This window comes from Micromonospora sp. SD19, assembly GCF_054462275.1.
This window is the reverse complement of the sequence record NZ_JBTLMN010000002.1, coordinates 308,981-332,438: the sequence shown is the minus strand read 5'-3', so window position 1 is coordinate 332,438 and position 23,458 is coordinate 308,981. Positions and strand designations below refer to the sequence as shown.

The window sequence follows — 23,458 nt, the reverse complement described above, 5'->3', positions numbered from 1 at the left end:
CGGTAGCGGCATGAGAACGCGAATCGCGATCGCCGGTGGTGGCCTCGGCGGGTTGACGCTGGCCCGGATCCTGCACCGGCACGGCATCGACGCGGTCGTGTACGACCGCGAGGCGAGCCGGTCCGCGCGCCCTCAGGGCGGCGCCCTCGACCTGCATCCGGAATCCGGGCAGCTGGCACTGGCCGAGGCGGGTCTCGCCGACCGGTTCCAGTCGGAGGCGCGGCCCGAGGGCGAGGAACATCGCATCCTCGACCCGACCGGGCGCACCCTGGTGCACCACGTGCCGCAACCCGGCTCATTCTCCGGGCGACCCGAGATCGACCGCAGCGCCCTGCGTGATCTCCTGCTCGACTCCCTGCCCAACGGCACGGTTCGTTGGGGGCACCGGCTCGTCGCGGCGACCGCATGCCCCGACGGGGGCTGGGATCTGACGTTCCACGACGGCCACCGGGCCAGCTGCGACATCCTCATCGGCGCGGACGGCGCGCGCTCGGTCGTCCGCCCGCTGCTGACCGACGTCGCGCTGTCCTATGTGGCGACCCTGGTGGAGCTGAGCGTCGAGGACGCCGACCGGCGCCGTCCCGACCTCGCCGAGTTGGTCGGCCCCGGGAACCTGTGGTGCGTCGGCGCGAACCAGATCCTGGCCGCCCAACGTCTCGGCGACGGCAGCCTCCGGGTCGGGATCTCGCTGCGCGCGCCGGAGCAGCCCCTCGACACCTACCGCAGCAAGCGTGCCCTGCTGGACCTGTTCGCTGGCTGGACCCCCCGCCTCACCGCACTCATCGCGGCCGCCGACAGCCCGCCGACGCCACGCCTGATCGAGGCGATGCCCCTCGGTACGCGCTGGGCCAACCGGCCGGACGTCACCCTCATCGGCGACGCCGCGCACCTCATGCCGCCGGTCGGCGAGGGCGCGAACCAGGCCATGCTCGACGCGGCGGAACTCGCCGGCCAGCTCGCCGGCAGCCCCGCCGACCCGAACGCGGCGATCCGCGGGTACGAAGAGTCGATGTTCACCAGGATCCACCCGATCGCCGAGATGTCCGCGCGGGTCCAGGCCATGATGCTGTCCCCTACCGCGGCGGACGACATCGTCCGCTTCTTCACCCGGCCGGCGGAACCGGCACACGCGGACTGACAACGGCTGTCCCACCCCGGAAGCGGCCGTTCAACCCGCCGGTGCCACGAAGACGAGGTCGGAGATGACCACCGGAGGAACCTCGGCCACCGCCTCGACGACCATCCGCCAGGTCCCCACCGGCGGCAGAAGGTAGCCGTCGTAACGGCAGTGCCCGTCGGGGCGCAACATGGTCACGGCGACCGGTTCGCCGCGGTCCGGGCACTCGAGTCGGGCGTGCAGGAGCAGGTCCGGCCGATCGGCGGTCACCACCACCGGCAGCGGCGTGTCCGCCACCGCCACCTCGGGCACGTCCAGGCCGAGTTCCACCGGCGGCGCCAGGATCTCCCCCAGGTCGACGGGATCGATCTTGTCGAGGATCACGTCGAGCACCCGACGCGACGCGGTCAGCGGGCCGTGTCGTTCGGCGAAGCAGGTCGCCTCCTCGGTGGTGGCCCACTCCGGTGGCACGGCACTGAACAGCGGCACCGTCCCGTCGCCCAGATAGTCCCGACCCTGGTAGGCCTTCCCGTACGCCAAGCCGTCCCGGTCGACGGTCACGCTCTGCCAGGTGGGCTGGCGTTTGCCGGCGACGGCGTGAACTGTGTACTCGGGACGGCCGTTCACCCGCACCGCCGCGGCGATCTCGTCGTGGAAGGCCAGTCCGGACGCCACCGCGTCCGGCGGCAGCCCCGGCAGGGCGGCGGCCCGCACGTTCGTCGGTCCTCCGCCGACGTCCACGCAACGGTACGTCGGCAGCAGCTCGTACAGTGACGGGAAGGTCCGCGTGACGTCGGTCAGCAGCGTGTCCCAGCCGAGCGAACGCAGTGGCCGGAAGGCATCGCCGGTCAACGCCCGCACCGCGTTCACCGAGCCGCGGTAGGGCGTGCCCAGTGTGACCAGTCGGCGGGTCAGCTCCCGACCACCCAGCACCTCGATGAGGTACCGGGCGACGAGCCCGCCCATCGAGTGACAGACGAAGACGACTTTGGCGCTCGGGCCGCCAGCGCCGCGCCGCCACTCGTCCAACCAGGACCGTACGTGCTCGTTCAGAAGCCTCGCGGTGTGCCGGTTCGACCGACGCCAGTCGTAGCTGAACACCCGCAGAGCCGGGCCGAAGGTATCGGTGAGCTGTCGCAGCAGGCGGTCGTACCCGGGGCCGCCATAGAACCCGGGCCACAGGTGGAGGCCGCGAACCGGACCCGCCGGCCGCAGCCCGTCCGTCCCCGGCGCACCCTCGGCCAGGCGCAGCAGTTCGACGGTACGGGCGAACGCCGCAGCGCCTCGGGCGACCGTGGGCCAGGACAGATTCCAGACGTCGCCCCGCCCGGGCAGCGTCAACACGCTCCCCGTCACCCCGGGCACCATGACGACCAGGTCACGGGTGGGCATGCGGCTCCTCCGCTCGGATGGTTCGGATGGTTCAGTTCCCTCGGGGCCAGGGCATCCAGGTGCGGCGTCGCCGACCCTCTGACTCTTCCGGCGGGGTCGGCGTCGCCGCCATGGAGGAGGGCTCCGGTTCCGGGGCGAAGACCGGCCCATCCGCCGGGACGCGCTGCCGGCGGCCGCCCGTCGCCCCGCTCTGCTCGGGCGGTGCCGGAAGTCGCCGCAGCTCCACCATGTGAACCCCGTCGTCGCCGCCGCTGGCCAGGAGCGTCCGACCGTCACGTTCAATGATCGTCAGTGCGCGTACGGCCGCCGTCTGGCTGGTCAGTTGGGCCAGACGCTGGCCGGTCCGGCAGTCCCAGAGCAGCACCGTGCGGTCGTCGCCGCCCGAAGCCAGCACCGTGCGCCCGTCGATCTCACCGATGGCGAGCGCGTTCACCGCCTCCCCGTGCCCCCGCAGGGTGTGGATCTTTTCGCCCCGCTCGACGTCCCAGAGCACGACGTTGTTGTCCTGCCCGCCGGTGGCGAGCACTGATCGGCCGGAAAGGTTACCGGCCGCGAGCGCCCGCACGTAGCCCTTGTGCCCGGCCAGCAGCTGCACCTCTTCGCCACCGAGATCCCGCAGCTCGACGGTGTCGGAGAAGCCGACCGTCGCCACGACCCTCCGGTCCCCGTGGACGGCGACGGCGAGGGCGTTGACCCGACCGCCCGCCGTCTGCACCGTCCACCTCTCGTGCGTCGCCGGAGACCACAGCACAAGCTGCCCCAGGTCGCCCGTGTAGGCGACCAGAACGCCCTCCCCCAGGTCGCAGAACGCCACCGCCATGACGGACAGCACGGCGTTCCCACGGGTGGCGTCCAACAGGTCGCCGGTGGCGGCGTCGCACAGTCGCACGGACTGGCCGGCGGCGACGGCGACGACCGGCCGGCCACCCAGCTCGGTGACCGCCAGGGCGTTCACCGCACCGACCCCGACGATGGGCTGGCGGACCCGTCCGGTCATCGCATCCCAGACCAGCACCCGCCCGTCACGGCCGCCGGTCACCAGCACGTGCTCGGACCCGATCCGGGTGAACACCGCGCTGGTGGTGAACCTGCCGTCGTCCCGGGTGGCGCCGCCGGTCGACGTCACTGTCTCCCAGAGCCGCAAGGTGCGGTCGGCACCGCCGGTGGCCAGCACCGCCGGCCCTCGACCCGTGTTGAACCCCAGGGCGAGGATCGACTCCCGGTCGCCGGGCGGATTGTCGCGCGGCTCCTGCTCATCGCCGGGACCCTCCGGCCCTTCGAGCGCGAGCATCCGGCGGCCGTCGCCGCCCCAGTCGGATTCGGCGTGGTACACCGACGGCGGATGCCGCAGCGTGCGCAGCGCGGAGCCACTCACCGGGTCCCACAGGCGCACACCGCCGTCGTCACCGGCGGTGGCCAGCACCGTCCGGCCGTCGATCTCACCGAAGGCGAGCGCGTTGACCGCTCCGGTGTGACCGGTGCAGCTGACGTGGGACTCGCCGGTCCCCGCGTCCCACAGCGTCACCGTGCCGAACGCACCGCCGGTGGCCAGCAGGAGCCGACCGCCGATGGTGGCCGCCGCCAACGCGTAGATCCAACCGGTGGTCCCCAACGTCCGCAGCAGGACCCACCCCTCGGGGTCCCAGAGGCGTACCCGGCCGTCGTCGCCGCCGGTGACGATGAGGAAGCGGCCGTCCCGGCCCTGGGCCGTCACGATCGCCCGCACCGTCGTGAGATGGTCCGGCAGGGTGGCATGCAGGTTCAGGGCCGGCAGCCCCCAGATCCGCACGCTGCCCGCCTCGTCGCCGCCGACGAGCAACGCCCGCCCGTCCGGCAGGGTGACCGCCGCCAGCGCGTGCACCCAACCGCCGGCGTGGCTCACCGACGCCTCCTGCGCACCGGTGGTGAGGTCCCACAGCCGCACCGTGCCGTCGGCGCCACCGGTGGCGACGAAGTTCCGCCCGTCGACGGCGACGATCTCGACGGCGAGCACCGGAGCGCGGTGCCCCCGCAGCGTCGCCCGGTGGTTGCCTGTCGTGTCCCAGACGCGGACGGTGCCGTCCCCACTGGCCGTGGCGATGACCACGTCGCGCGACACCTCACGGATCGCCACCGCGGTCACCGCGCTGGTGTGCCCGGCCAGGCGTCGGTGGAAGGCGCTGCGCTCGCCCCGGCCCCACAGGCCCCGCCAGGGGACTTCGTCGACCGGGTGCAACAGCGGCAGGGCTTCCGGCTCGTGCGCGAGGGCCACCGACTGCAACGCGGCGGCGCGCTGCGCGGTGGACATGTCCGGGAAATCGGCGGCGGTGCGCCAGTAGAGCCGGACCAACGGCCGATCGCGGTGGTCGACACCGGCCAGGACCCGCCACAGCCGGGTCGGCTCGGCGTAGAGCAGGAAGGCGCTGTCGTCGACGAGTTCCGGCAGGCTGTCACCGGCAGCGGCGTGCGTCGCCAGGTGCCGCAGGACGTACGGATTGGCGTCCGGCCAGCGACGGACGCCATCGATCGTCGTCAGGCCGACCAGAGCCCTGGTGATGAGCGCCTGCACCCGCCGGGTCTGGGTGCCCCGTCGGAGGTAGTCGTTGTACGACTGGTGGTACAGCCGGTAGACGGCCTGGCCGTCCTCACTCGACTCCACCAGGTGCGCGCCGGCGTTGGCCATCAACCAGTGCAGGTCGGCCTCGGTGTACCGACCGCCGTCGGTGACGGCGTTGGCGAGGGTGAGCCACACGTCCCGGCGCGGCAGCCCGGCGCCCTCCGCCCACGCCAGCGGGGTGAGCAGGTCACGGACCCTGCGCTCGTGGTCGCCGAAGCGGGCGAGGTCCTCGGCGAAGGCATTGACCACGCTGCCGCTGAGCAGGCTGCGCATCTGCGGCGAGCCCAGGTCCGCTACCTGCGGCATCCGGGCGAGTCGTCGGGTGAGGAGGCGGGCGAAGAGGAACACGCCGTTGCTGTGGGCGGCGATCTCCTCCGCCGCGCGCCGGGCCTCGCCGTCGCGTCCCACGTAGGGAGAGCCGGCGGTGTGCGTCAGCCGCCGGAACGAGTAGCTGGCAATGTCCGCGTCCTGGTCGGCATCGCGGTCCAGCCAGATCACCTGGTCGTCGCTCACCCCCAGGGCACGCAGCAACGGCCGGTGCCCCTGCTCGGCGCTCACCGGGTCACCCGAGCGGTCCGGTCGGGTAGCCACGAGGACCTTGATGCCGGGCAGATCGGCGAGCGGTCGCAGCAGTTCCGAGGCGATCAGGCGGATGTCGCGGTGCTGTGCCTCGTCCAGCGCGTCCAGCAGGATCGTCGCCCGGTGACGGCGAACCTCGCTGACCCGGTGCACGAACTCGCTCGCGGTCTGCCAACCACGGCTGGGCGCGGTGATGTTCAGGGCCTCGGACAGTTCGTTGACACAGTCCAGGATGGCCTTGTTCTTGGCGTGCACTCCCGCGTGGATCGACCCGGCTGTCGGGATGGTGTCCACCGGGACCCCGCTGAGGCCACCGTGGATCTCCACCTCCTGCCGGTAGTCCGGGACCGACAGGATCGCCAGCCGACCGAGCACTGCCGATTTGCCGCACCCCGGGGACCCGGTGACGGCGAGCATGCCCGGCCGGTCGTCGTTGAGCCAGGCCACGATCCGTCGCAGTACGGTGTGCCGACCGGTGAAATACCACCCCTGGTCGTCTCCGGCATCGATGCCCCGGAACTTGAGCATGAAGTGCTCGACGACGTCCGCCGGCAGCAAGGCGTTTCGCTGGCGCTGCTCATCGACGTTGACGTCTGGCAGCCAGCCGCGGTGCCGTGGGTTACGGAAGAACCGGCCCACCATGCCCGCCATGTCATGGTCGGGGGTCTGCAGGATCCGGCCGGCATCAATGCTCGCGAGCTTCACCCGCAGCGCCTGAGCCAGCTCGTTCGGGGTGATGTGCCGGTCCCGGTCGGTCCACGGCAGGTACGACGGATCCGGTGGCGGGCCATCCCTGAGCACCTCGGCGAGCGCCCGGGAGAAGACGAGTTCCTTCGCCACCTCGAACCGGCTCGCGGAACTGATCACCGCGATGTTGGGCCGGCCGCCACCGGCCGCGACGCGACGCTCCGCCTGCCGGCGGAACCCGTCGACGATCTCGTCCGCAGCACCACCGGCGCCGCACGCGTCGACCAGGACGACGATCTCGGCGACGTCCTTCGTGGCGAGCAGCTCACCGAGCCGCCGCGCCGACATCGCGGTCTCCTGCGCCGGCTCCGGGCCGGTGGTGTCCCGGCAGCACAGAAAAAACTCGCCGCCGTGCACGGCCTTGCCGTGACCGGCCCAGTAGACCACCAGCCGGCGCGGGTCCGGGGACCACTCGCGGATGGCTTCCTTCACGCTGGCGGCGAGCCCGTCGCGGGGAAGGTCGCTGGCCGCGCGAATGAAACCGGTGCGAGCCAGGACGGCCGCCGCCGCTTCCACCTCCGGACGAATCCGACGCAGCGGCGGAAGCGCGTCGTACCTGTCCATGATGACCGTCACCAGCTCACCCCAGGGCCGTTCCGGCCCGTCGCCGCGCATGTCGGTCAACCGGTACTCCTCATCGCCGCATCTCGCAGGAAGCAGCGTAGTGCAAAGGTCACCAGCCGCAACGGCGCGGGAAACCGCTTACCAGAGCGCTATTGACGGTTGTCACTGGCTGTCAGTACCGTGATGCGGGCAGCGAGAAAGCGCTTTCCGACCCCTCACCGTCCAACAGGGAGCGCCCCCATGCCCCGACACCTCCGCGCGTTCTGCCTGATCCTGCTCGCCGTCGCCGCCGTGGTGAGCACCACCACCGCCCTGCCCGCCGAGGCCGCCCCGCGCTTCCGGGTGCTGGTCTTCTCCAAGATCACCAACTTCTACCACGACTCGATCCCGGCCGGCATCGCCGCGATCCAGCAGCTGGGCGCCGCCCACAACTTCGAGGTCGTCGCCACCACCGACGCGGCGGCGTTCACCGACGCCAACCTCGCCACCTTCGACGCTCTCGTGTTCAACAACACCAACTCGCTGCCCACCTCGGGCGACCTGCTCAACGCCAGCCAGCGGGCGGCGTTGCAGACGTTCATCCGCAACGGCGGCGGCTGGGCCGGCCTGCACGCCGCCTCGGCCAGCGAACGCGACTGGCAGTGGTACGAGGGCCTGGTCGGCACGATTTTCGACTACCACCCCGACTTCTCCGCCACCGGTGGCACGTTCCCCGGCCGGGTCAAGGTGCTCGACCGGGCGCACCCCTCCACCCGCAACCTGCCGGAGCTCTGGGAGCAGAGCGAGGAGTGGTACAACTGGCGGACCAACCCGACCGGCAAAGTGCACACCCTCGCGCAGATCAAGGTGCGCGACGGGATCAACGGCCTGGACGAGGGCGTCGACCACGCGTACTCCTGGTGTCAGCGCTACGACGGCGGCCGGTCCTGGTTCACCGCCGGCGGGCACGCCAGCTCCCAGTTCAGCAGCGCCACCTTCCTCGAGCACCTGCGCTACGGCATCGAGTGGGCGGCCGGCGCGGTCGCCGGTGACTGCTCGGCCACCAAGACCGGCAACTTCGAACGGGTGGGCCTGGTCACCGAGAACCTGGCCGACCCGTTCGAGTTGGCCGTCGGCCCGGACCGCAAGGTCTACTACATCCAGCGCACCGGAGCGCTGAAGGTGGTCAACCAGGACACGCTCCAGGTCACCACGCTGCTGGACTTCGCGTACACCTCGGCGATGACCGACCAGTCCGACGGGCTGCTCGGCATGACCCTGGACCGCAACTTCGCCAGCAACGGCTGGATCTACCTGCTCTGGTCGGACAAGACCCTCAAACAGCTCAACCTGTCCCGGTTCACCGTCGCCAACAACAGCGTCGCGCTCTCCTCGGAGAAACGCCTGCTGGCCGTCCCCACCTACCGGGGCGAGGGCCGGGCCAACTCGCACATGGGCGGGTCGCTGGCAATGGACGGCGCCGGCCGGCTCTACGCGGCGATCGGTGACAACACCGACCCGTTCGCCTCCAGCGGCTACACCCCGATCGACGAACGCGCCGGCCGCGCCGCCTGGGACGCCCAGGGCACCGCCGGCAACACCAACGACCTGCGCGGCAAGATCCTGCGGATCACCCCACAATCCGACGGTACGTACACAGTGCCCAGCGGCAACCTCTTCCCGGCCGGCACCGCGAGGACCCGGCCGGAGATCTACGCGATGGGCATGCGCAACCCGTTCCGGATCACCATCGAGCCGCAGACCAATGCGGTGCTGGTGGCCGACTACGGCCCGGACGCCCGCGCCGCCGACCCCAACCGTGGCCCGGAGGGGACTGTCGAGTTCAACCGGATCACCAGCGCCGGCAACTTCGGCTGGCCGTACTGCGTGGGCAACAACGTCCCGTTCAACGACTACAACTTCGCCACCAACACCTCCGGGGCGAAGTTCAACTGCGCCGCGCCGGTGAACAACTCGCCCAACAACACCGGTCTGACCACCCTGCCGGCGGCCCGGTCCGCGCTGGTCTGGTACGCGTACTCCGCCTCGACCCAGTTCCCCGAGCTGGGCACCGGCGGTGGCGGGCCGATGAGCGGCCCGGTCTACGACTACGACCCGGCCAACCCCCGCACCACGAAGTTCCCGGAGTACTTCGAGGGCAAGTGGATCACCTATGAGCTGACCCGCAGGTGGTTCAAGACGCTGTCGATCCACAAGACGGCGCAGACGTTCAGCAACGCCCGCTTCGCGCCGACCGCCGTGGGTGACCTCCAGTCGATCAACGGGATCTTCGACACCATGAGCTGGATCCAGCCCTTCGAGGCGGAGTTCGGCCCGGACGGTTCGCTCTACGTCATCGACTTCGGCGAGGGCACCGGCAGCGGACGCGGCGGCAGCAACGCCGGAGCCGGCATCTACCGGATCGACTACGTCGCCAACGGACGGCCACCGACCGCGAAGATCGCCGCCACCCCGGACAGCGGGCGCGCGCCACTGTCGGTCAGCTTCTCCTCGGCCGGCACGACGGCGGGTGACGGCACGGCGCTCAGCTACGCCTGGGACTTCACCAACGACGGCACCACCGACTCGACCGCCGCCAACCCGAGCTTCACCTACTCCACCGCCGGCAAATACACCGCCCGGCTGACCGTGCGCAACAGCGGCAACGGGTTGACCGCCACCGCCGTCACCGAGGTGGTCGTCGGCAACACCCGACCGACGGTCACCATCACCGTCCCCGACGGCGGCTTCTTCGACTTCGGCGACAAGATCCCGTACACGGTGACGGTCACCGACCCGGAGGACGCCACCATCGACTGCGCCAAGGTGACAGTGCAGACGCAGCTCGGGCACGACCAGCACGCCCACCCGTTGGACGTCTACACCGGCTGCTCGGGGCTGCTCTCCACCGAGGCGGACGCTGGTGACGGCCACGGGCCGGGGCAGAACCTCTACACCCTGATCACCGCGCAGTACACCGACGGCGGCGCGGCCGGTGGCGTACCGGCGCTGACCGGCTCGACCCGTGTCCAGTTGCAGCCGAAGAGCAAGGAGGCGGAGCACTTCAGCGCCCAGTCCGGCGTCACCGTCAACGACCGGGCCACCGCCCGCGCCGGCAAGCGGCTCGGCGACGTCGACCACAACGACTGGGTCGCGTACGGGCCGGTGGACCTGCGCAACGTCGGCTCGGTGACCCTCGGCCTGACCAACGGCGGTCTCGGTGGCACCATCGAGCTGCGCACCGGCTCGCCGACCGGCACGCTGATCGGCACGGCCGCCGTCGCCTCGACCGGCGGGTGGGACAACCTGGTCTCCCCCACCGTCACGCTGACCAACAAGCCCACCGGCACCACCACCCTGTACGCGAAGTTCGTCAACGCCGCCCAGACCGGTGGCACCCCGGACCTGCTCGCCCTGGACTGGCTACGGTTCAACGGCGCCGGGGTCAAGCAGGAGCCGGGCGGGACGCTGTCACTGGCGGCGAACCCGGCCAGCGGCACCGGAACGCTGAACACCACGCTGACGGCCACCGCGACGGCACCGTCCGGGCAGAGCATCACCGACTACGCGTGGGACTTCGGTGACAACAGCGCCGTCACGCACGGGGCGACGCTGCGCTCGATCGCCCACACCTACCCCCGCAGGGGCACCTTCACCGCTCGGGTGACCACCACCTACAGCAGTGGGGAAACGCGCTCGATCAACCTGACCATCACGGTCAGCTGACCGTCACGCGGTGGTGGGCGGGGTCGCTCTCCGCCCACCACCGGTGGCAGCTCGCCGGCAACACCGAGTTGCCCGCACTCGCCGAGCAGCGCGGGCGCACCGACCGGGCGGTCGCACGACGGTGTTGCTCACCGAACGGTGCGCGCCCAGACTGATCCGGACGCGGACTGTGGGGCGGTGCGCGACGGCACCGCCCCACAGCTCACAACGGTCTACTCCCAGGAACTCTGCTGGGTGTAGACGAGGTTGCCGGGGACGACGGTGCCGTTGGTGCTCCACTCGGTGTACGCCCAGAAGTCGCCGTCGGCCAGCGGCTTTGTCGGCTTCAGCTTGAACGAGTACGTCAGGCCGCGCTCCACACTGGCGGGAGCCTCCAACGTGGCACCCGCGTACGTGGTGTTGCGCCCGATGATGGCGTGCCCGAGCTGGAAGTCAACGACGGGACCGCCGGGGTACTGCGCGAACACGTACGCCGTGTAGCGCCCCGGCTCGGGCAGGAACTTGTAGGCCTGCTCGGTGCTGGTCCAGTACCTGTCACTGCTGTAGATCAGCTTGTCGCCCTTGTACAGGTACAGGTCGAGGTTCGTGTTCGGGTCGTCGGTGGTGGTCTCGACCACGATGCCGGCGGTGTTCGCCGGCACTGTGAAGTCGACCTTCTTCACACCGGTCGCCTTCGGGTCGAACACGCCGCCGTAGACGCCGGCCGGCATCGAGTACGACGTCCGCCGCATCGGCGTGTAACCGGTGCTACGGCCGACGAACGGTCCGGTGAAGCCGGGCTGGACCGAGCCGAACGCACCGTTGGTCATCCGGCCGAACTCCTCGCCGTCGTCGGCGTACGGCCGGGGGGTGATGCCCCACGGGCGGGCGGCGACCGGGATCCGGGCGCTGTGTGCCTTGCCCTGCCAGGTGATCGACCCGGTCACGTACCGGTCCCAGGGTGCGCCGCCCCGACGAACGGTGATGGTCACCGTGGCGGAGTGACCAGGCGCCAGCGTCACCGACGCCGGGGACACGGTGACCCTCATGCCGGGCAGGCCGGACACCGACGAACGGTAGGTCTCCTTCGTCTTGCCCACGTTGGTCAGGGTGCGGGTGACGGTCACCGGGCGGGTGCCGTCGTACTCACGCAGCGAGACCGCCGGCAGGTTGAGTTCCTTGCCGTCGGGCTGGGCCGTCTCGCTGAACGTGACCAGTTCCTTCGCCGTCGGCTGGATGACCAGGCCGGGGTCGGTGGCCTTGGCCAGGTTGATGAACCCGCTGCCCTGCTCCAGCGGGTCGGTGGTGCCGACGGTGTCGGTGGCGGTGGTCCGCAGCGCGGAGGCGACCGCGCCCGGCGACCAGTCCGGGTGGGTGGCGCGCAGGATCGCCGCCGCGCCGGCCACGTACGGCGAGGCCATCGAGGTGCCGGAGTACGCGTCGTAGTTCCGGCCGAAGTTGCCCGCCGGAGAGACCGCCGCGATGATGTCAGACCCCGGTGCGACCAGGTCCGGCTTGAAGACGCCGAAGGTCACCTTGTCCGGGCCGGTGGAGGAGAAGTCCGCCACGCTGGGCAGGCCGGGGACGCTGGAGCCGTCACCGCCGCTGCGCACTGAGGCCTTCGCGTCGGTGGGGTGGCGCATCAGGTAGTTGAAGAGGGTGCCGGCCTGCTTCTCGGTGGGCAGGTAGACCACCGGGAAGTTGAAGATGGAGTTGATCCGGTAGTTGCCGACCGGGTCGAACACCACCATCGCCGCCCCGCCCTTGGCCTTGATCTCGGCGGCGGAGCCGAACATGTCGGACAGCGCGCAGGCGACGACCTTGCCCTTGATCTTGGCGCTGTCGAGGCTGCCGGGCTCGCAGTAGACCGCGCCCAGGTCGGGCGAGCCGGCCTGGTCACCGAAGACCATCGGCAGCGAGTCGCCACCGGGCAGGGCGTCGAGCGAACCGCCGACGAGCTTCGTGCCGTCGCCCAGCTTGATCGTCGCCTCGTCGAGCTTGGTCACCGCCGCGCCGACAGTGGTCACCCACGGTGCCGCGTTGCTGATGGCCCCGCTCACGATGCCGGTGTTGCCGGCGGACGCGGCCACGAAGACCCCGGCGAGCGTGGCGTTGAGGAACGCGATGCCGATGGGGGTGTTGGCCTCCCAGTCGCCGAGCTGGGAGCCGATCGAGAAGTTGATGACCTGCACGCCGTCCGCGACGGCCGCGTCGATGCCGGCGATGATGTCGGCGTCGTAGCCCATGCCACCCCAGAGCACCTTGTAGACGGCGATCTGGGCTTCCGGGGCCACGCCGGAGACGGGGCCGAAGCGGCGACCGTCGATGGTGACGTTCGGCAGCGGCAGGCCGGCCGCGGTGGAGGCGGTGTGCGTGCCGTGCCCGGACACGTCGCGGGGAGACAGCATCTCACCCTCGGGCACGGTGCCGCCGTAGGCGAGCCACGAGTCGGCGAAGTACCGCGCGCCGACGATCTTGCCGTTGCAGTGCTCGGCCACGAAGGCGACACCGGTCTGGCAGGTGCCGCGCCAGTTCGCGGGGGCGGGCATCGTCTTGGCGAACGACGCGCTCTCCGGCCAGATGCCGGTGTCCAGGACACCGATCACCATGCCCGCGCCGGTACCGGGGCCAGGCTTGCCGGGCTTGCCGGGGGTGTCCGGCCTGCCGGCGGTGTCCGCTCCCGCCGACTGGTCCCGCTGTTCAGGGGTGGCGGTGGCCGGGGTGGTCGCGATCGGAGCGGTGGGCGGGGGCGTCGGGGTGCCCAGCGCCCGTGAGGCGGTGACGGCGCGGACGCGCTTGTCCGCCCGCAGCGCGGTCACCTGCTCGGTGGTCAGCTTCGCGGAGAACCCGTTGAAGGCAGTGGTGTACGCGGCGGTGACCTGGACCTTCGCGGCGGCGGCGACGGCGCTGCGCTGCGCGTCGAGGTGGCTGCGGTAGGCCCGCGCCGGCGCGGACGTCACGTCCAGCCGGTCACCCGCCTCCGGGCGGGTTCGCGCCAGCCCGGACGAACCACCGGCGTACGAGGTCAGGGGCTCCTCGGCCAGTTCGACGATGTACCTGCCCGGGCGGCTCTCGTCCGCCGTGGCCTGCTGCTCGGCCGCGTTCCTGCCGCCCGGTCGGCGGTCGGCGCCGTCGGTCAGGATGACCTTCTTGTCGGACCCGGGGGTGAAGTACCCGCCCGCGCCGCCGCCCTTGGTTCCTGCCGGGGCCGCCGACGCCGGTCCCGCGATGCCGGCGGTGCCGGCGATCAGGGCGAAGACCAGCGTCGGTATCGCTAGTCTTCGCACCCTGTCTCTGCTCGTGCCTGTAGCCACGAGGCTCCTTTCGGTTGCTCCCTTGTGGAGCTGTTCATCGAACGCGACCCGCTCATGGGAGCGCTCCCCCACCTAAGCCGCCGATGGTTAATCGATGGTTTGCGCGGTGTTACGGATCGCCGGTGCGTATAAGATCACGTTCTGCCGGCCGCGCCTAGATCACTTTTTCCGGACCCCGCAGGCGCAGGGCGTACGCCCCGGTCAGAGTCGGCCCGACGGAGGGGTGACCGTCCAGCAGGTCTCCCAAGAGGCTCCGACGCGGCTCTCCACAATGGTTTAACGGCCGAACCATCTGGTTGTATTGTCGAACCATGCAGGCTGGTGAGCTCGACGCGGCGCAGGAAGCACTGATGCGTTTCGTCCGCAATTTCGGCCTCCATCAGCCGGACCGGACACCCTGCGGGCAGCCCTTGCCGGTGTCGGAGGCGCACGCCATGGTGGAGATCGCTCGCGAGGGGCAGATCCGGCAGGTGGAGTTGGCTCGCCGGCTGCGTCTGGAGAAGAGCACCGTCAGCCGCCTGGTCAGCAACCTGGTCAACCGGGGCTGGGTGCACCGAGAGACGGCCGAGGGTGACGGTCGTGGCGTTCTGCTTCTGCTGACTCCCGCGGGCGCCACGGCCGCCACCCGACAGGCCGATGCCCGTCGGACCCGGCTCACCGCCCTGCTCGATCGCGTGCCCGACGACCAGCGCGCGGCAGTGGTGCGTGCGCTCCAGACCCTCGCGGAGGCCACCGGTGAACCGTTCTGACCGCCCTCGCCCCCATCGGGCTCTCCTCCTGGCGGCCATCGCCGCCGCCACGCTGACCGGCGGTTGCGCCGACGACTCCGCGCCGTCGATACCGACAACGACCACCTCCGATCGGCAGGCTGACGTCGCCGATCGAGGGGCTTCCGTCATGCCGTTCGACCTGGAACGCACCACGCACCGCTTCACGAAGAGCGACACCGGCGGCGTGCAGACCGTGGTCGCCGACGACCCCCAGGACACCACCCAGGTCACCCTGGTCCAACACCACCTGAGCTCCGAGGTCGAGCGGTTCCGGCGCGGTGACTTCAGCGACCCCGCCCGCATCCACGGCGCCGAGATGCCGGGCCTGGCAACGCTTCGGGCACACGGCGGGCGGATCACCATCACGTACGAGGCGGTTCCCGGCGGCGCGCGCGTCACCTACGCCACAGACGACGCGGCGCTTCGCGATGCCCTGCACCACTGGTTCGATGCCCAGGTCAGCGACCACGGCTCGCACGCCACCCGCTAAGCGCCACCAACCGAGTGGCCTCCGCCACCTCGGCGGCGCCAGAGCACCGTGCAGGCCGCGGCGAGGGCCAGCCCGAGCAACGGGGCGGCACCCACGCCGGCGAGCGTGCAGGCCACCGCGAGCAGCGCCGGCGGCACCCAGCACCAGGCGGGCACGGTACGCGGGACCCGACCGCGCCGACGGGCCGCCGCCTCCACGGCCATCGGCACCACCAGCACCGGCAGCGCGGCGGCCAGCACCGTCAACCACTGCAGCACCAGACGGTCGAACCGCGCCACCGCCAGCACACCGCCGAGCACCGCGACGAGCAGCATCGCCGCCCGCACCGGCAGCCGGGGAGCCAGGCCACGCAACGCCAACGAACCGGAGTACGTGGTGGTCAGAGCCGCCGCGAAGACCGCCACCGCGACGAACAGGTTCGCGGACCCGGCCAGACCCGAGCCGGCGGCGAGCAACGCCACCACGTCGGCCGAGCCGGTGCGCAGCCACAGGCCGGCACCGGCGAGCACGCCGAGCAACGCCGGCCCGACCAACAACCCCACGCACCAGGCCAGGTCCCGCCGCCGGGCAAGACCCACGCTGAAGTCCGGCGCGCGCAGCGCGAACACCGCCGCGTACCCGATCAGCGCCGCGGCGTCGACGAGCCCACCGGCGGCCAGCCGGACCGGCGCACCCGGTGGTGGCAGCACCGTCAGGCACCAGCCGACCAGCACTACAGCGCTGAGCGTGGTGAGCACCGCGACCCGGTTGCCGAGCCGGGCCGGCGCCCACGAGACGGCGAGGACCGCCACCTCCAGCAACGCCGGCCCGGCCCAGGCCGGCAGGTGGGTCAGCGCCGCCAGCGACGCCCCGCCGAGGCCGACGTTGAACCCGTTCCACCCGATCATCGACGCCGTCAGCACCGCCGCCAGCAGCAGCCGCGAGGTGTCCCCCAGGTACGCGGGCAGCACCGCCGTCAACGGCGCACCGTCGCCGAGCGGCCGGCGCAGACCGATCCGGCCCTGCCCCCAGAGCAGGGCCGCCATCAGCGCCCCGCCGATCAGCAGCCCGGCCACCGGCACCGCGCCGCCGTGCCGGGCGGCCATCGCCGCGCCGAGCACCAGCGTGGCGGGTGCGGTGCCAATGCCCAGCCAGGCGCCGACCGCCGCCGGCCACCGCCGTTCGGGCAGGTCAGACAACGTGGCGCAGGTACCCGGCGATCGCCGCGTCGAGCACCTGGGCGCCCGGACGCGCCCACACCTCGGCGGAGAAGACCTCCACCTCGATCGGGCCGACGTAACCGGCCGCGTCGACCGCCTCGCGCAGCCGGCGCAGCTCGATGCACCCGTCGCCGGGCAATGCCCGGCCGAGCAGCACCCCCTCCGGCAGCGGGGTCACCCAGTCGCAGACCTGGAACGCGGCGATCCGGTCGGCGGCTCGCGCGACCTGCGCGTACACCGTGTCATCCCACCAGACGTGGTACGCGTCCACGACCACGCCGACCACCGCCGGGTCGAATCGCTCGGCGATGTCCAACGCCTGACCCAGGGTGCTGATGACGCACCGGTCGGCGGCGAACATCGGGTGCAGCGGCTCGATGGCCAGCCGCACCCCGGCGGCCTCGGCGTGCGGGGCCAACTCGCCGATCGCGTCGGCGACCCGACGCCGGGCGCCGTCGATGTCCCGGTTGCCGGCGGGCAACCCACCGGACACCAGCACCAGCTCCGGGGCCCCGAGGACGGCCGCCTCCTCGATGGCCCGCAGGTTCTCCGCGCGCCAGTCGTCAGCCGTGAAGAACCCACCCCGGCACAACGACGTGACGGCGAGACCCGCGTCGCGGACCAGTTTCGCCGAACGGGCCAACCCGTACTCGGCCACCGGCTCCCGCCACAGGCCGATACCCGGCACGCCGGCCGCCACGCACCCAGCCACCACCTCCGGCAACGGCCAACGCTGGGCGGTGGCCTGGTTGAACGAGAAGCGGGTCAGGCTCATTGGGCCACCCCCGCCACGGTGAACAGGGCCCGGGCGCGGGCGGCGGCCAGCTCGGCGTCGGGCAGCAGCCCGGCGGCGTCGGCCAGGGTGAGCAGTGTGGCCAGGTGCGCCGGCGACCGCCCGGACTGCGCGCCACCGACCATGGTGAAGTGGTCCTGGTGCCCGGCCAACCACGCCAGGAACACGATCCCCGTCTTGTAGTGCCAGGTCGGCGCCGCGAACAGGTGCCGGGCCAGCGGCACGGTGGGCGCGAAGATCTCGTCGTACGCCGTCAGGTCCCCCCGGTCCAGGGCGGCCAGCGCGGCGGCGGCGGCCGGTGCGATGGCCGCGAACACCCCGAGCAGCGCGTCGGAGTGACCCACCTCGTCGCCCCGGATCAGCTCCGGGTAGTGGAAGTCGTCACCGGTGTAGAGGCGTACCCCGGCCGGCAGGCGACGGCGCAACGCGATCTCCCGGTCGGCGTCCAGCAGCGACACCTTGATTCCGTCCACTGTGGACTGGTGGGTCTTGATCAGCTCGACGACCGTGTCGGCCGCCAGGTCCAGGTCGACAGCACCCCAGTAACCGGTCAACGCCGGGTCGAACATCGGGCCCAGCCAGTGCAGCACCACCGGCTCGTCGGCGGCGCTCAGCAGCTCGTCGTACACCAGTAGGTAGTCCTCCGGGCCGCGCGCGGCGGCGGCCAGGTGCCGGCTGCACATCAGCACCGGCCGGGCGCCGGCCGCCCGCACGTCGTCGAGCTGCTCGGCGTACGCGGCGGTGACCGCCGCCAGGGTGGCCGGACCGGCCGGCAACTGGTCGGTGCCGACCCCGGCGACGATCCGCCCACCCACCGCGCGGGCCTCGGCGGCGCTGCGCCGGATCAGCTCCCGGGTCGCCGGATAGTCCAACCCCATCCCCCGCTGGGCGGTGTCCATCGCCTCGGCGACCCCCAGCCCGTACGACCACAGGTGCCGCCGGAAGGCGAGGGTGGTGTCCCAGTCCACCGCCGCCGGGGCGCCCGGCACGTTCTCCGCGCCCGGATCGGCGACCACGTGCGCGGCGGCGTACGCGATCCGGCTGGTCGCCGACGCGTCCGGTCGGGCGAAGCCGCTCCCCCCGGCGAACCGGTGCCGTCGCCCACCCGGCAGCACCACGGCCGCGGTCATGAGCGCAGCTCCGGCACCTCGACGCGGATGCCCTCGCGGGCCGCGCGCAGCCCCAGCTCGGCGAGCTGCACCCCACGCGCGCCGGCCAGGAAGTCCCACCGGAATGGCTCGCCGGCCACGACGTGCCGCAGGTACGCCTCCCACTGCACCTTGAAGCCGTTGTCGAACTCCTCGTTGTCCGGCACCTCGGCCCACTGGGCGCGGAAGTCCTCGGTTGCCGGCAGGTCCGGGTTCCAGACCGGCTTCGGGGTGACCGCCCGGTGCTGCACCCGGCAGGACCGCAGGCCGGCGATCGCGCTGCCCTCGACGCCGTCGACCTGGAACTCCACCAGCTCGTCGCGGTACACCCGCACGGTCCACGACGAGTTGATCTGCGCGATCACCCCGCCGTCGAGCTCGAAGATGGCGTACGCGGCGTCGTCGGCGGTGGCCGGATACGCGTGGCCGGCCTCGTCCACCCGCTCGGGCACGTGCGTGGCGATCACGCAGGACACCGCGTTGACAGTGCCGAACAGCTCCTCCAGCACGTAGTGCCAGTGCGGGAACATGTCCACCACGATGCCGCCGCCGTCCTCGGCCCGGTAGTTCCACGACGGCCGCTGCGCGGGCTGCCAGTCGCCCTCGAAGACCCAGTACCCGAACTCGCCGCGTACCGACAGGATCTGACCGAAGAAGCCGCCGTCGACGAGACGCTTGAGCTTGCGCAGACCGGGCAGGAAGAGCTTGTCCTGCACCACACCGCTCCGTACGCCGGCCGCGTCCGCCGCCCGGGCCAGGTCGAGCGCGGCCGCGGTGTCCTCGGCCAGGGGCTTCTCCGTGTAGATGTGCTTGCCGGCCTCGATGGCCTGCCGGATCGCCTTCTCCCGCTGCTGGGTGACCTGCGCGTCGAAGTAGATCTCGATGTCGTCGCGGGCCAGCGCCGAGGTCAGGTCGGTGCTCCAGTCGGTCAGTCCGTGCCGCTCGGCGAGCTCCCGGAGCTTCGTCTCGTTGCGCCCGACCAGTACCGGTTCCGGCCAGATGGTGGTGCCGTCGGCCAGCGCCACACCACCGGATTCGCGGATGGCCAGCAGCGACCGGACGAGGTGCTGCCGGTAGCCCATCCGTCCGGTCACGCCGTTGACGATGATGCCGATCGACCTGCGGGTCATGGTGTTCCTTCCGTCGTGCTGGTCGTGCCGATCCGCGTTCAGTGGTTGGCGGCCGCGCTGCCGAGCAACCCACGCAGGTCGGTGGCGAGCCGGTCGAAGCGGGGATCCGACATCACCTGCGCGTAGTCGCGGTGCGCCGGCAGCTCGACCGGGAAGGTGCGGATGATCCGGCCGGGCCGGGGACTCATCACCACGACCCGGGTGCCGAGGAAGACCGCCTCGGCGATGGAGTGGGTGACCAGCACCACTGTGGTCCCGGTCTCCCGCCAGATCCGGTGCAGCTCGGCGTTCATCTGCTCGCGGGTCAACGCGTCCAGGGCGCCGAACGGTTCGTCCATGAGCAGCACCGGCGGGGAGTGCAGCAACGCGCGGCAGAGCGCCACCCGCTGCTGCATGCCGCCGGACAGCTCGTGCGGCAACGCCTTCTCGAAGCCGGTCAGACCGGTCATCTCGATCAGCTCGTCGGCGCGGCGGGCCGCCGTCGTCCGGTCCATGCCGCGCATCTCGGCCTGGAGCAGGATGTTGGCCCGGGCGCCGCGCCACTCCAGCAACGCGGCCTTCTGGAAGACGAAGCCGATCTCCTTCTGCGGCCCGCGCACCGGACGCCGCAGCAACGACACCTCGCCGCTGGTCGGCGTGACCAGTCCCGCGACGATCTTCAGGAGGGTGGACTTGCCACAGCCGGACGGGCCGACGATCGTGACGAACTCGCCCGGGTCGATGTCCAGTGAGACGTTGTCCAGGGCGGTGGTCTGCGACCGCCGGGTGGTGAACCGGACGGTCAGCCCGGACATCCCGATGGCGGTGCCGGTGGCTGCCGGCGCGGGGGTCACCGGGTCACCCCTGCGCCGCGTACGAGGAGTCCCAGTAGGCGCTGGGCGCTCCCGGGTCCTTCAGCTCGGCGTAGCGGGACATCAGTTCGATGGTCTCGGTCCACTGGGCCTCGGTGTTCACCCCGGGCGGGCCGTCCGCGCCGATCAGTGGCAGGTTGAGGGTGAGCTGCTTGGTGAGCACCTCGGGCGCCGGTTCGTTCTCGGCCAGGGCCGCCATCGCGCTCACCGCGCCGGCCGGGTCCCGGGCGGCGTCGGCCCAGGACTTCTGGGTGGCCCGGACGAACTTGCGGGCCAGCTCCGGGTCCTTCTGCAGGGTCTGCGTGTTGGCGACCAGACCGGTGCCGAGCAGGTTCATCCCGTAGTCGGCGAAGAGCAGTACGTCGACCTTCTTGCCGGTCTTGCTCTCGATGGTGGGCGCCTGGTCGTGGAAGAAGCCCATGATGGCGTCGACCTTGCCCTCGGCCAGGGCGGCGATCTTGCCGGCGGCGTCGACGTTGACCACCTTGACGTCGTCCTTCTTGACGCCGTTCTTCTCCAGCCAGGCCGGGAAGGTCGCGTAGAGGGCGTCGCCGGGGGTGCCACCGACGGTCTTGCCCTTGAGGTCGGCCGGGGTCTTGATGTTCTCCTCGGTGAAGAACTCCACCGAGGAGGGTCCCTTCTCCAGGTACGCGCCGAGGCTGCGCACCGGCATCCCGCTGGCCACCGACTTGAGCAGCACCGGGCTGTCCGCCCAACCGAAGTCGGTCTGCTTCTGGGCGACCTGCTTGACCGTGTTGCCCGAGCCGTTGCCGGGCAGGATCTTCAGGTCGATGCCCTCGGCGGAGTAGTAGCCCTTCTGCAGGCCGTAGTAGAAGGGCGCGTGCTCGCCGTAGGGCACCCAGTTGAGGGTGAGGGTGACCTGCTTGCTGCCGTCGGCGTTGGTGCTGCCGGCGGGGTCGTCCCCACCGCAGCCGGTCGCGGTGAAAAGCAGGGCGGCGGTGACCAGGATGGTGGTGGCGGTGCGTTTCATCGGTGCCTCCGTGATGGGGTCGGTCAGGAGGTGGTGAGGGACACGCCGGCGCGACGGCTGGCGTGCCAGGGAATGAGCAGTGCTTCGGCGATCTCGACCAGGACGAACAGGACGATGCCGATGGCGGACATCAGGATCAGGTCGGCGAACAGCAGCGGGGCGTCGAGGTTGCCGTTGGCCAGCAACAGGACGTAGCCGAGCCCTTCGCTGGCGCCGACGAACTCGCCGACCACGGCACCGACCACGGCGAGGGTGACGGCCACCTTCAGGCCGGCCATCAGGTGCGGCAACGCGTTCGGAAAGCGGATCTTGCGGAAGGTACGCCACGGGCCGGCGCCCATGGTGGCGGCGAGGTCGAGCAGTTCCGGGTCGGTGGAGCGCAGCCCGGCCACCCCGGAGATGACCACCGGGAAGAACGCGATCAGCACCGCCAGGATGATCTTCGGGGTGAGGCCGAGGCCGAACCAGACCACCAGCAGCGGCGCGATGGCGATCTTCGGGATGACCTGAGCGAACAGGACGATCGGGTAGAGCGCCTTGTCCAGGGTGCGGGAGTAGGCGATGGCGACCGCCGTGACCAGGCCCAACGCGGCGGCCAGCACGAAGCCGAGCACCGTCTCGTAGAGGGTGACCACTGTGTGCCGCGCTAGCTCGGACCACTGGGTGGTCATCGTCTCCCAGACCTGGCCGGGTGTGGGCACCAGGTAGTTCGGGACGTACTCCCGGGCCGCCACGAACCACCAGGCGACGAAGAAGACCGCGAGCACCAGCGCCGGACGCCAGAGCGAGTCGGCGAAGGCCACCGCCCGCCGGCCGAACGTCGGGCGTGGCGGACGGCCACCACCGGGTGGCGGTGCCACCGCTGTGGACGACGTCGCGCTGTCAGCAGCCTCCGGCGCGGCGAGGCTCTCCGGCCCGGAGGCGGCCGCCCGCGCACCGCCCGTCTGGTCGGCGGCCCGCCGGCCCGCCGTGTCCAAAGAGTTCTCGGTCACGCGGAACCTCCTCGGGGCCCGGCACGGCGCTCGTGAAGCGGGCCGGTCGGCGGATCAGGCAAACGCTTTCCTGGAGCGTAGGCGGCACCCTCACGCCGGGCAAGGCCTTTCCTCGATCTATTCGGTTCGATTGCCGACCCAGCCGGCGCCGATCGCTGCGAGATCGACTCGGCTTGCTGAAAACCGGGCTGTCGACGGCCTTCGGACACCCCGACCTCAGTGAAACCGAGTGGACCACCCGCCGGTCCACAGTGGATGCGGTGGTGCCCTGCGGACCCTCAGCCGGCCGCCGGGTAGGTGTCGAGGAGGCCGCACATGCCCAACCGGCCGCGCTCGACCGGCGCGGCCACCGCGTACACCCCGGCGTCGCCCAGGTGCCCGGCATCCCCCCGCTCCAAGGCGTCGAGCTGCGCGGCGGTGCCGGCGGCGGCACGGCCCGCGCCATCCTCCCACCGCTGCCGCCACCGCCCCAGCAGCGGCTGGCGCAACGCGACAGCGGCGGCATGGAACGCGGCCAGCGCCGCCGGACCGCCGGAGCGCAGCGCCTGGAAACCGGCGACCGCCAGATCCCGCCTGCGGTACGCGGCGTGCACATCCGCACCCGGCGCTCCCCCGTCGGGCAACGCCGCCGCCGCGGCGTACGCGGCCGGGTCGGCCAGCACCTCCGGCGGAAAGGTCAGCACCGCGTCGCCGGCCTCCGGCAGGCCGCTGTTCTGCATGAGCACCACGATGCTCAGCCCGTCCCCGTTGACCAGGCGGTGCACGGTGCCCGGCTCGAACCAGACCACCACCCCCGGCCGCAGCGGCGTCTCCCGGAAACCGGCGGTGGTCAGGGTCTGCACCGCGCCCTCGCCGTCGGTCACCACGTACCCCTCGGTGCAGCACAGGTGCACGTGCGGAGTGCCGCCGACCAGGCCGTCGGGGGCCACCGTGTCGTAGACGCGCAGCCGGGACACCCCGATTCCGCCGGGCAGCGGTGCCGCCCGATCAGGGCGGGTGGAGCTACGGGCGGGAGGGTCGTCGGGTTGACGTACCGCGAAGCGATCGGACACGGCAGTGCCTCCCTGCGGGAAAGGGCTTTCTCTGCGGTACGGTGACGCT

Annotated in this window: 15 protein-coding genes; 4 read left to right on the top strand and 11 right to left on the bottom strand. The window is 71.6% G+C overall.

What is annotated here, in order from left to right; genetic code table 11:
• Positions 1-10 precede the first annotated feature (10 nt).
• Complete coding sequence (locus tag ACX27O_RS08670; RefSeq protein ID WP_358125934.1) at positions 11-1,138, top strand: FAD-dependent oxidoreductase; 1,128 nt, start codon at positions 11-13, stop codon at positions 1,136-1,138.
• Positions 1,139-1,168: 30 nt separating this feature from the next.
• Here ACX27O_RS08670 and ACX27O_RS08665 read toward each other — a convergent pair whose 3' ends face one another.
• Both ACX27O_RS08665 and ACX27O_RS08660 read right to left on the bottom strand, forming a co-directional pair.
• Complete coding sequence (locus ACX27O_RS08665) at positions 1,169-2,509, bottom strand: esterase/lipase family protein (RefSeq protein WP_458939206.1); 1,341 nt, start codon at positions 2,507-2,509, stop codon at positions 1,169-1,171.
• A 31-nt stretch (positions 2,510-2,540) separates the two neighbouring features.
• Complete coding sequence (locus ACX27O_RS08660; RefSeq protein ID WP_458939461.1) at positions 2,541-7,046, bottom strand: hypothetical protein; 4,506 nt, start codon at positions 7,044-7,046, stop codon at positions 2,541-2,543.
• A gap of 189 nt (positions 7,047-7,235) precedes the next feature.
• Here ACX27O_RS08660 and ACX27O_RS08655 point away from each other — a divergent pair, with 189 nt between their 5' ends.
• On the top strand, positions 7,236-10,700 hold the full coding sequence (locus tag ACX27O_RS08655; protein WP_458939205.1) for a ThuA domain-containing protein: 3,465 nt from the start codon (positions 7,236-7,238) through the stop codon (positions 10,698-10,700).
• 212 nt (positions 10,701-10,912) lie between these two features.
• Here ACX27O_RS08655 and ACX27O_RS08650 read toward each other — a convergent pair whose 3' ends face one another.
• Entirely contained in the window at positions 10,913-13,966 is a 3,054-nt protein-coding gene (locus ACX27O_RS08650) for a S8 family serine peptidase (protein ID WP_458939204.1), read from the bottom strand.
• 338 nt (positions 13,967-14,304) lie between these two features.
• On the opposite strand from ACX27O_RS08650, the gene ACX27O_RS08645 reads away from it, so the two are divergent.
• On the top strand, positions 14,305-14,742 hold the full coding sequence (locus tag ACX27O_RS08645; RefSeq protein WP_036410444.1) for a MarR family winged helix-turn-helix transcriptional regulator: 438 nt from the start codon (positions 14,305-14,307) through the stop codon (positions 14,740-14,742).
• 148 nt (positions 14,743-14,890) lie between these two features.
• Complete coding sequence (locus tag ACX27O_RS08640) at positions 14,891-15,253, top strand: hypothetical protein (RefSeq protein ID WP_210866790.1); 363 nt, start codon at positions 14,891-14,893, stop codon at positions 15,251-15,253.
• Here the strand turns inward: ACX27O_RS08640 and ACX27O_RS08635 are convergent.
• The 8 genes from ACX27O_RS08635 to ACX27O_RS08600 all read right to left on the bottom strand — a co-directional run bounded on the left by ACX27O_RS08635 (position 15,250) and on the right by ACX27O_RS08600 (position 23,409).
• Positions 15,250-16,431, bottom strand: coding sequence for a hypothetical protein (locus ACX27O_RS08635; RefSeq protein ID WP_030327383.1), 1,182 nt, complete (start codon positions 16,429-16,431; stop codon positions 15,250-15,252). The two genes, ACX27O_RS08640 and ACX27O_RS08635, sit on opposite strands and share 4 nt — an antisense overlap.
• On the bottom strand, positions 16,424-17,227 hold the full coding sequence (locus tag ACX27O_RS08630) for a sugar phosphate isomerase/epimerase family protein (protein ID WP_030327382.1): 804 nt from the start codon (positions 17,225-17,227) through the stop codon (positions 16,424-16,426). The genes ACX27O_RS08635 and ACX27O_RS08630 overlap by 8 nt, the downstream gene beginning before the upstream one ends.
• Positions 17,224-18,375, bottom strand: coding sequence for a dihydrodipicolinate synthase family protein (locus ACX27O_RS08625; RefSeq protein ID WP_458939203.1), 1,152 nt, complete (start codon positions 18,373-18,375; stop codon positions 17,224-17,226). Before ACX27O_RS08625 ends, ACX27O_RS08630 begins: the two co-directional genes overlap by 4 nt.
• Positions 18,372-19,523 carry a Gfo/Idh/MocA family protein gene (locus ACX27O_RS08620; RefSeq protein WP_458939202.1) on the bottom strand — a complete coding sequence of 384 codons (1,152 nt, stop codon included), beginning with the start codon at positions 19,521-19,523 and terminating at the stop codon, positions 18,372-18,374. Before ACX27O_RS08620 ends, ACX27O_RS08625 begins: the two co-directional genes overlap by 4 nt.
• Before the next feature lie 38 nt (positions 19,524-19,561).
• Positions 19,562-20,317 (bottom strand): ABC transporter ATP-binding protein, encoded by a 756-nt coding sequence (locus ACX27O_RS08615; protein WP_458939460.1) that lies wholly within the window; start codon positions 20,315-20,317, stop codon positions 19,562-19,564.
• Between the two features lie 43 nt (positions 20,318-20,360).
• Positions 20,361-21,365: an ABC transporter substrate-binding protein gene (locus ACX27O_RS08610; RefSeq protein ID WP_458939201.1), complete on the bottom strand. Its 1,005-nt coding sequence runs from the start codon at positions 21,363-21,365 to the stop codon at positions 20,361-20,363.
• A 23-nt stretch (positions 21,366-21,388) separates the two neighbouring features.
• Positions 21,389-22,357, bottom strand: coding sequence for an ABC transporter permease (locus ACX27O_RS08605; RefSeq protein WP_458939200.1), 969 nt, complete (start codon positions 22,355-22,357; stop codon positions 21,389-21,391).
• A gap of 278 nt (positions 22,358-22,635) precedes the next feature.
• On the bottom strand, positions 22,636-23,409 hold the full coding sequence (locus ACX27O_RS08600; RefSeq protein ID WP_458939199.1) for a cupin domain-containing protein: 774 nt from the start codon (positions 23,407-23,409) through the stop codon (positions 22,636-22,638).
• Between the last annotated feature and the right edge of the window lie 49 nt (positions 23,410-23,458).

Bases quoted from the DNA above. Each gene is read 5' to 3' on its own strand.
- ACX27O_RS08645 (WP_036410444.1), top strand. From the start codon at position 14,305: ATGCAGGCTGGTGAGCTCGACGCGGCGCAGGAAGCACTGATGCGTTTC.
- ACX27O_RS08615 (WP_458939460.1), bottom strand. From the start codon at position 20,317: ATGTCCGGGCTGACCGTCCGGTTCACCACCCGGCGGTCGCAGACCACC.
- ACX27O_RS08660 (WP_458939461.1), bottom strand. From the start codon at position 7,046: ATGCGCGGCGACGGGCCGGAACGGCCCTGGGGTGAGCTGGTGACGGTC.
- ACX27O_RS08620 (WP_458939202.1), bottom strand. From the start codon at position 19,523: ATGACCCGCAGGTCGATCGGCATCATCGTCAACGGCGTGACCGGACGG.
- ACX27O_RS08625 (WP_458939203.1), bottom strand. From the start codon at position 18,375: ATGACCGCGGCCGTGGTGCTGCCGGGTGGGCGACGGCACCGGTTCGCC.
- ACX27O_RS08640 (WP_210866790.1), top strand. From the start codon at position 14,891: ATGCCGTTCGACCTGGAACGCACCACGCACCGCTTCACGAAGAGCGAC.
- ACX27O_RS08630 (WP_030327382.1), bottom strand. From the start codon at position 17,227: ATGAGCCTGACCCGCTTCTCGTTCAACCAGGCCACCGCCCAGCGTTGG.
- ACX27O_RS08610 (WP_458939201.1), bottom strand. From the start codon at position 21,365: ATGAAACGCACCGCCACCACCATCCTGGTCACCGCCGCCCTGCTTTTC.
- ACX27O_RS08670 (WP_358125934.1), top strand. From the start codon at position 11: ATGAGAACGCGAATCGCGATCGCCGGTGGTGGCCTCGGCGGGTTGACG.
- ACX27O_RS08655 (WP_458939205.1), top strand. From the start codon at position 7,236: ATGCCCCGACACCTCCGCGCGTTCTGCCTGATCCTGCTCGCCGTCGCC.
- ACX27O_RS08665 (WP_458939206.1), bottom strand. From the start codon at position 2,509: ATGCCCACCCGTGACCTGGTCGTCATGGTGCCCGGGGTGACGGGGAGC.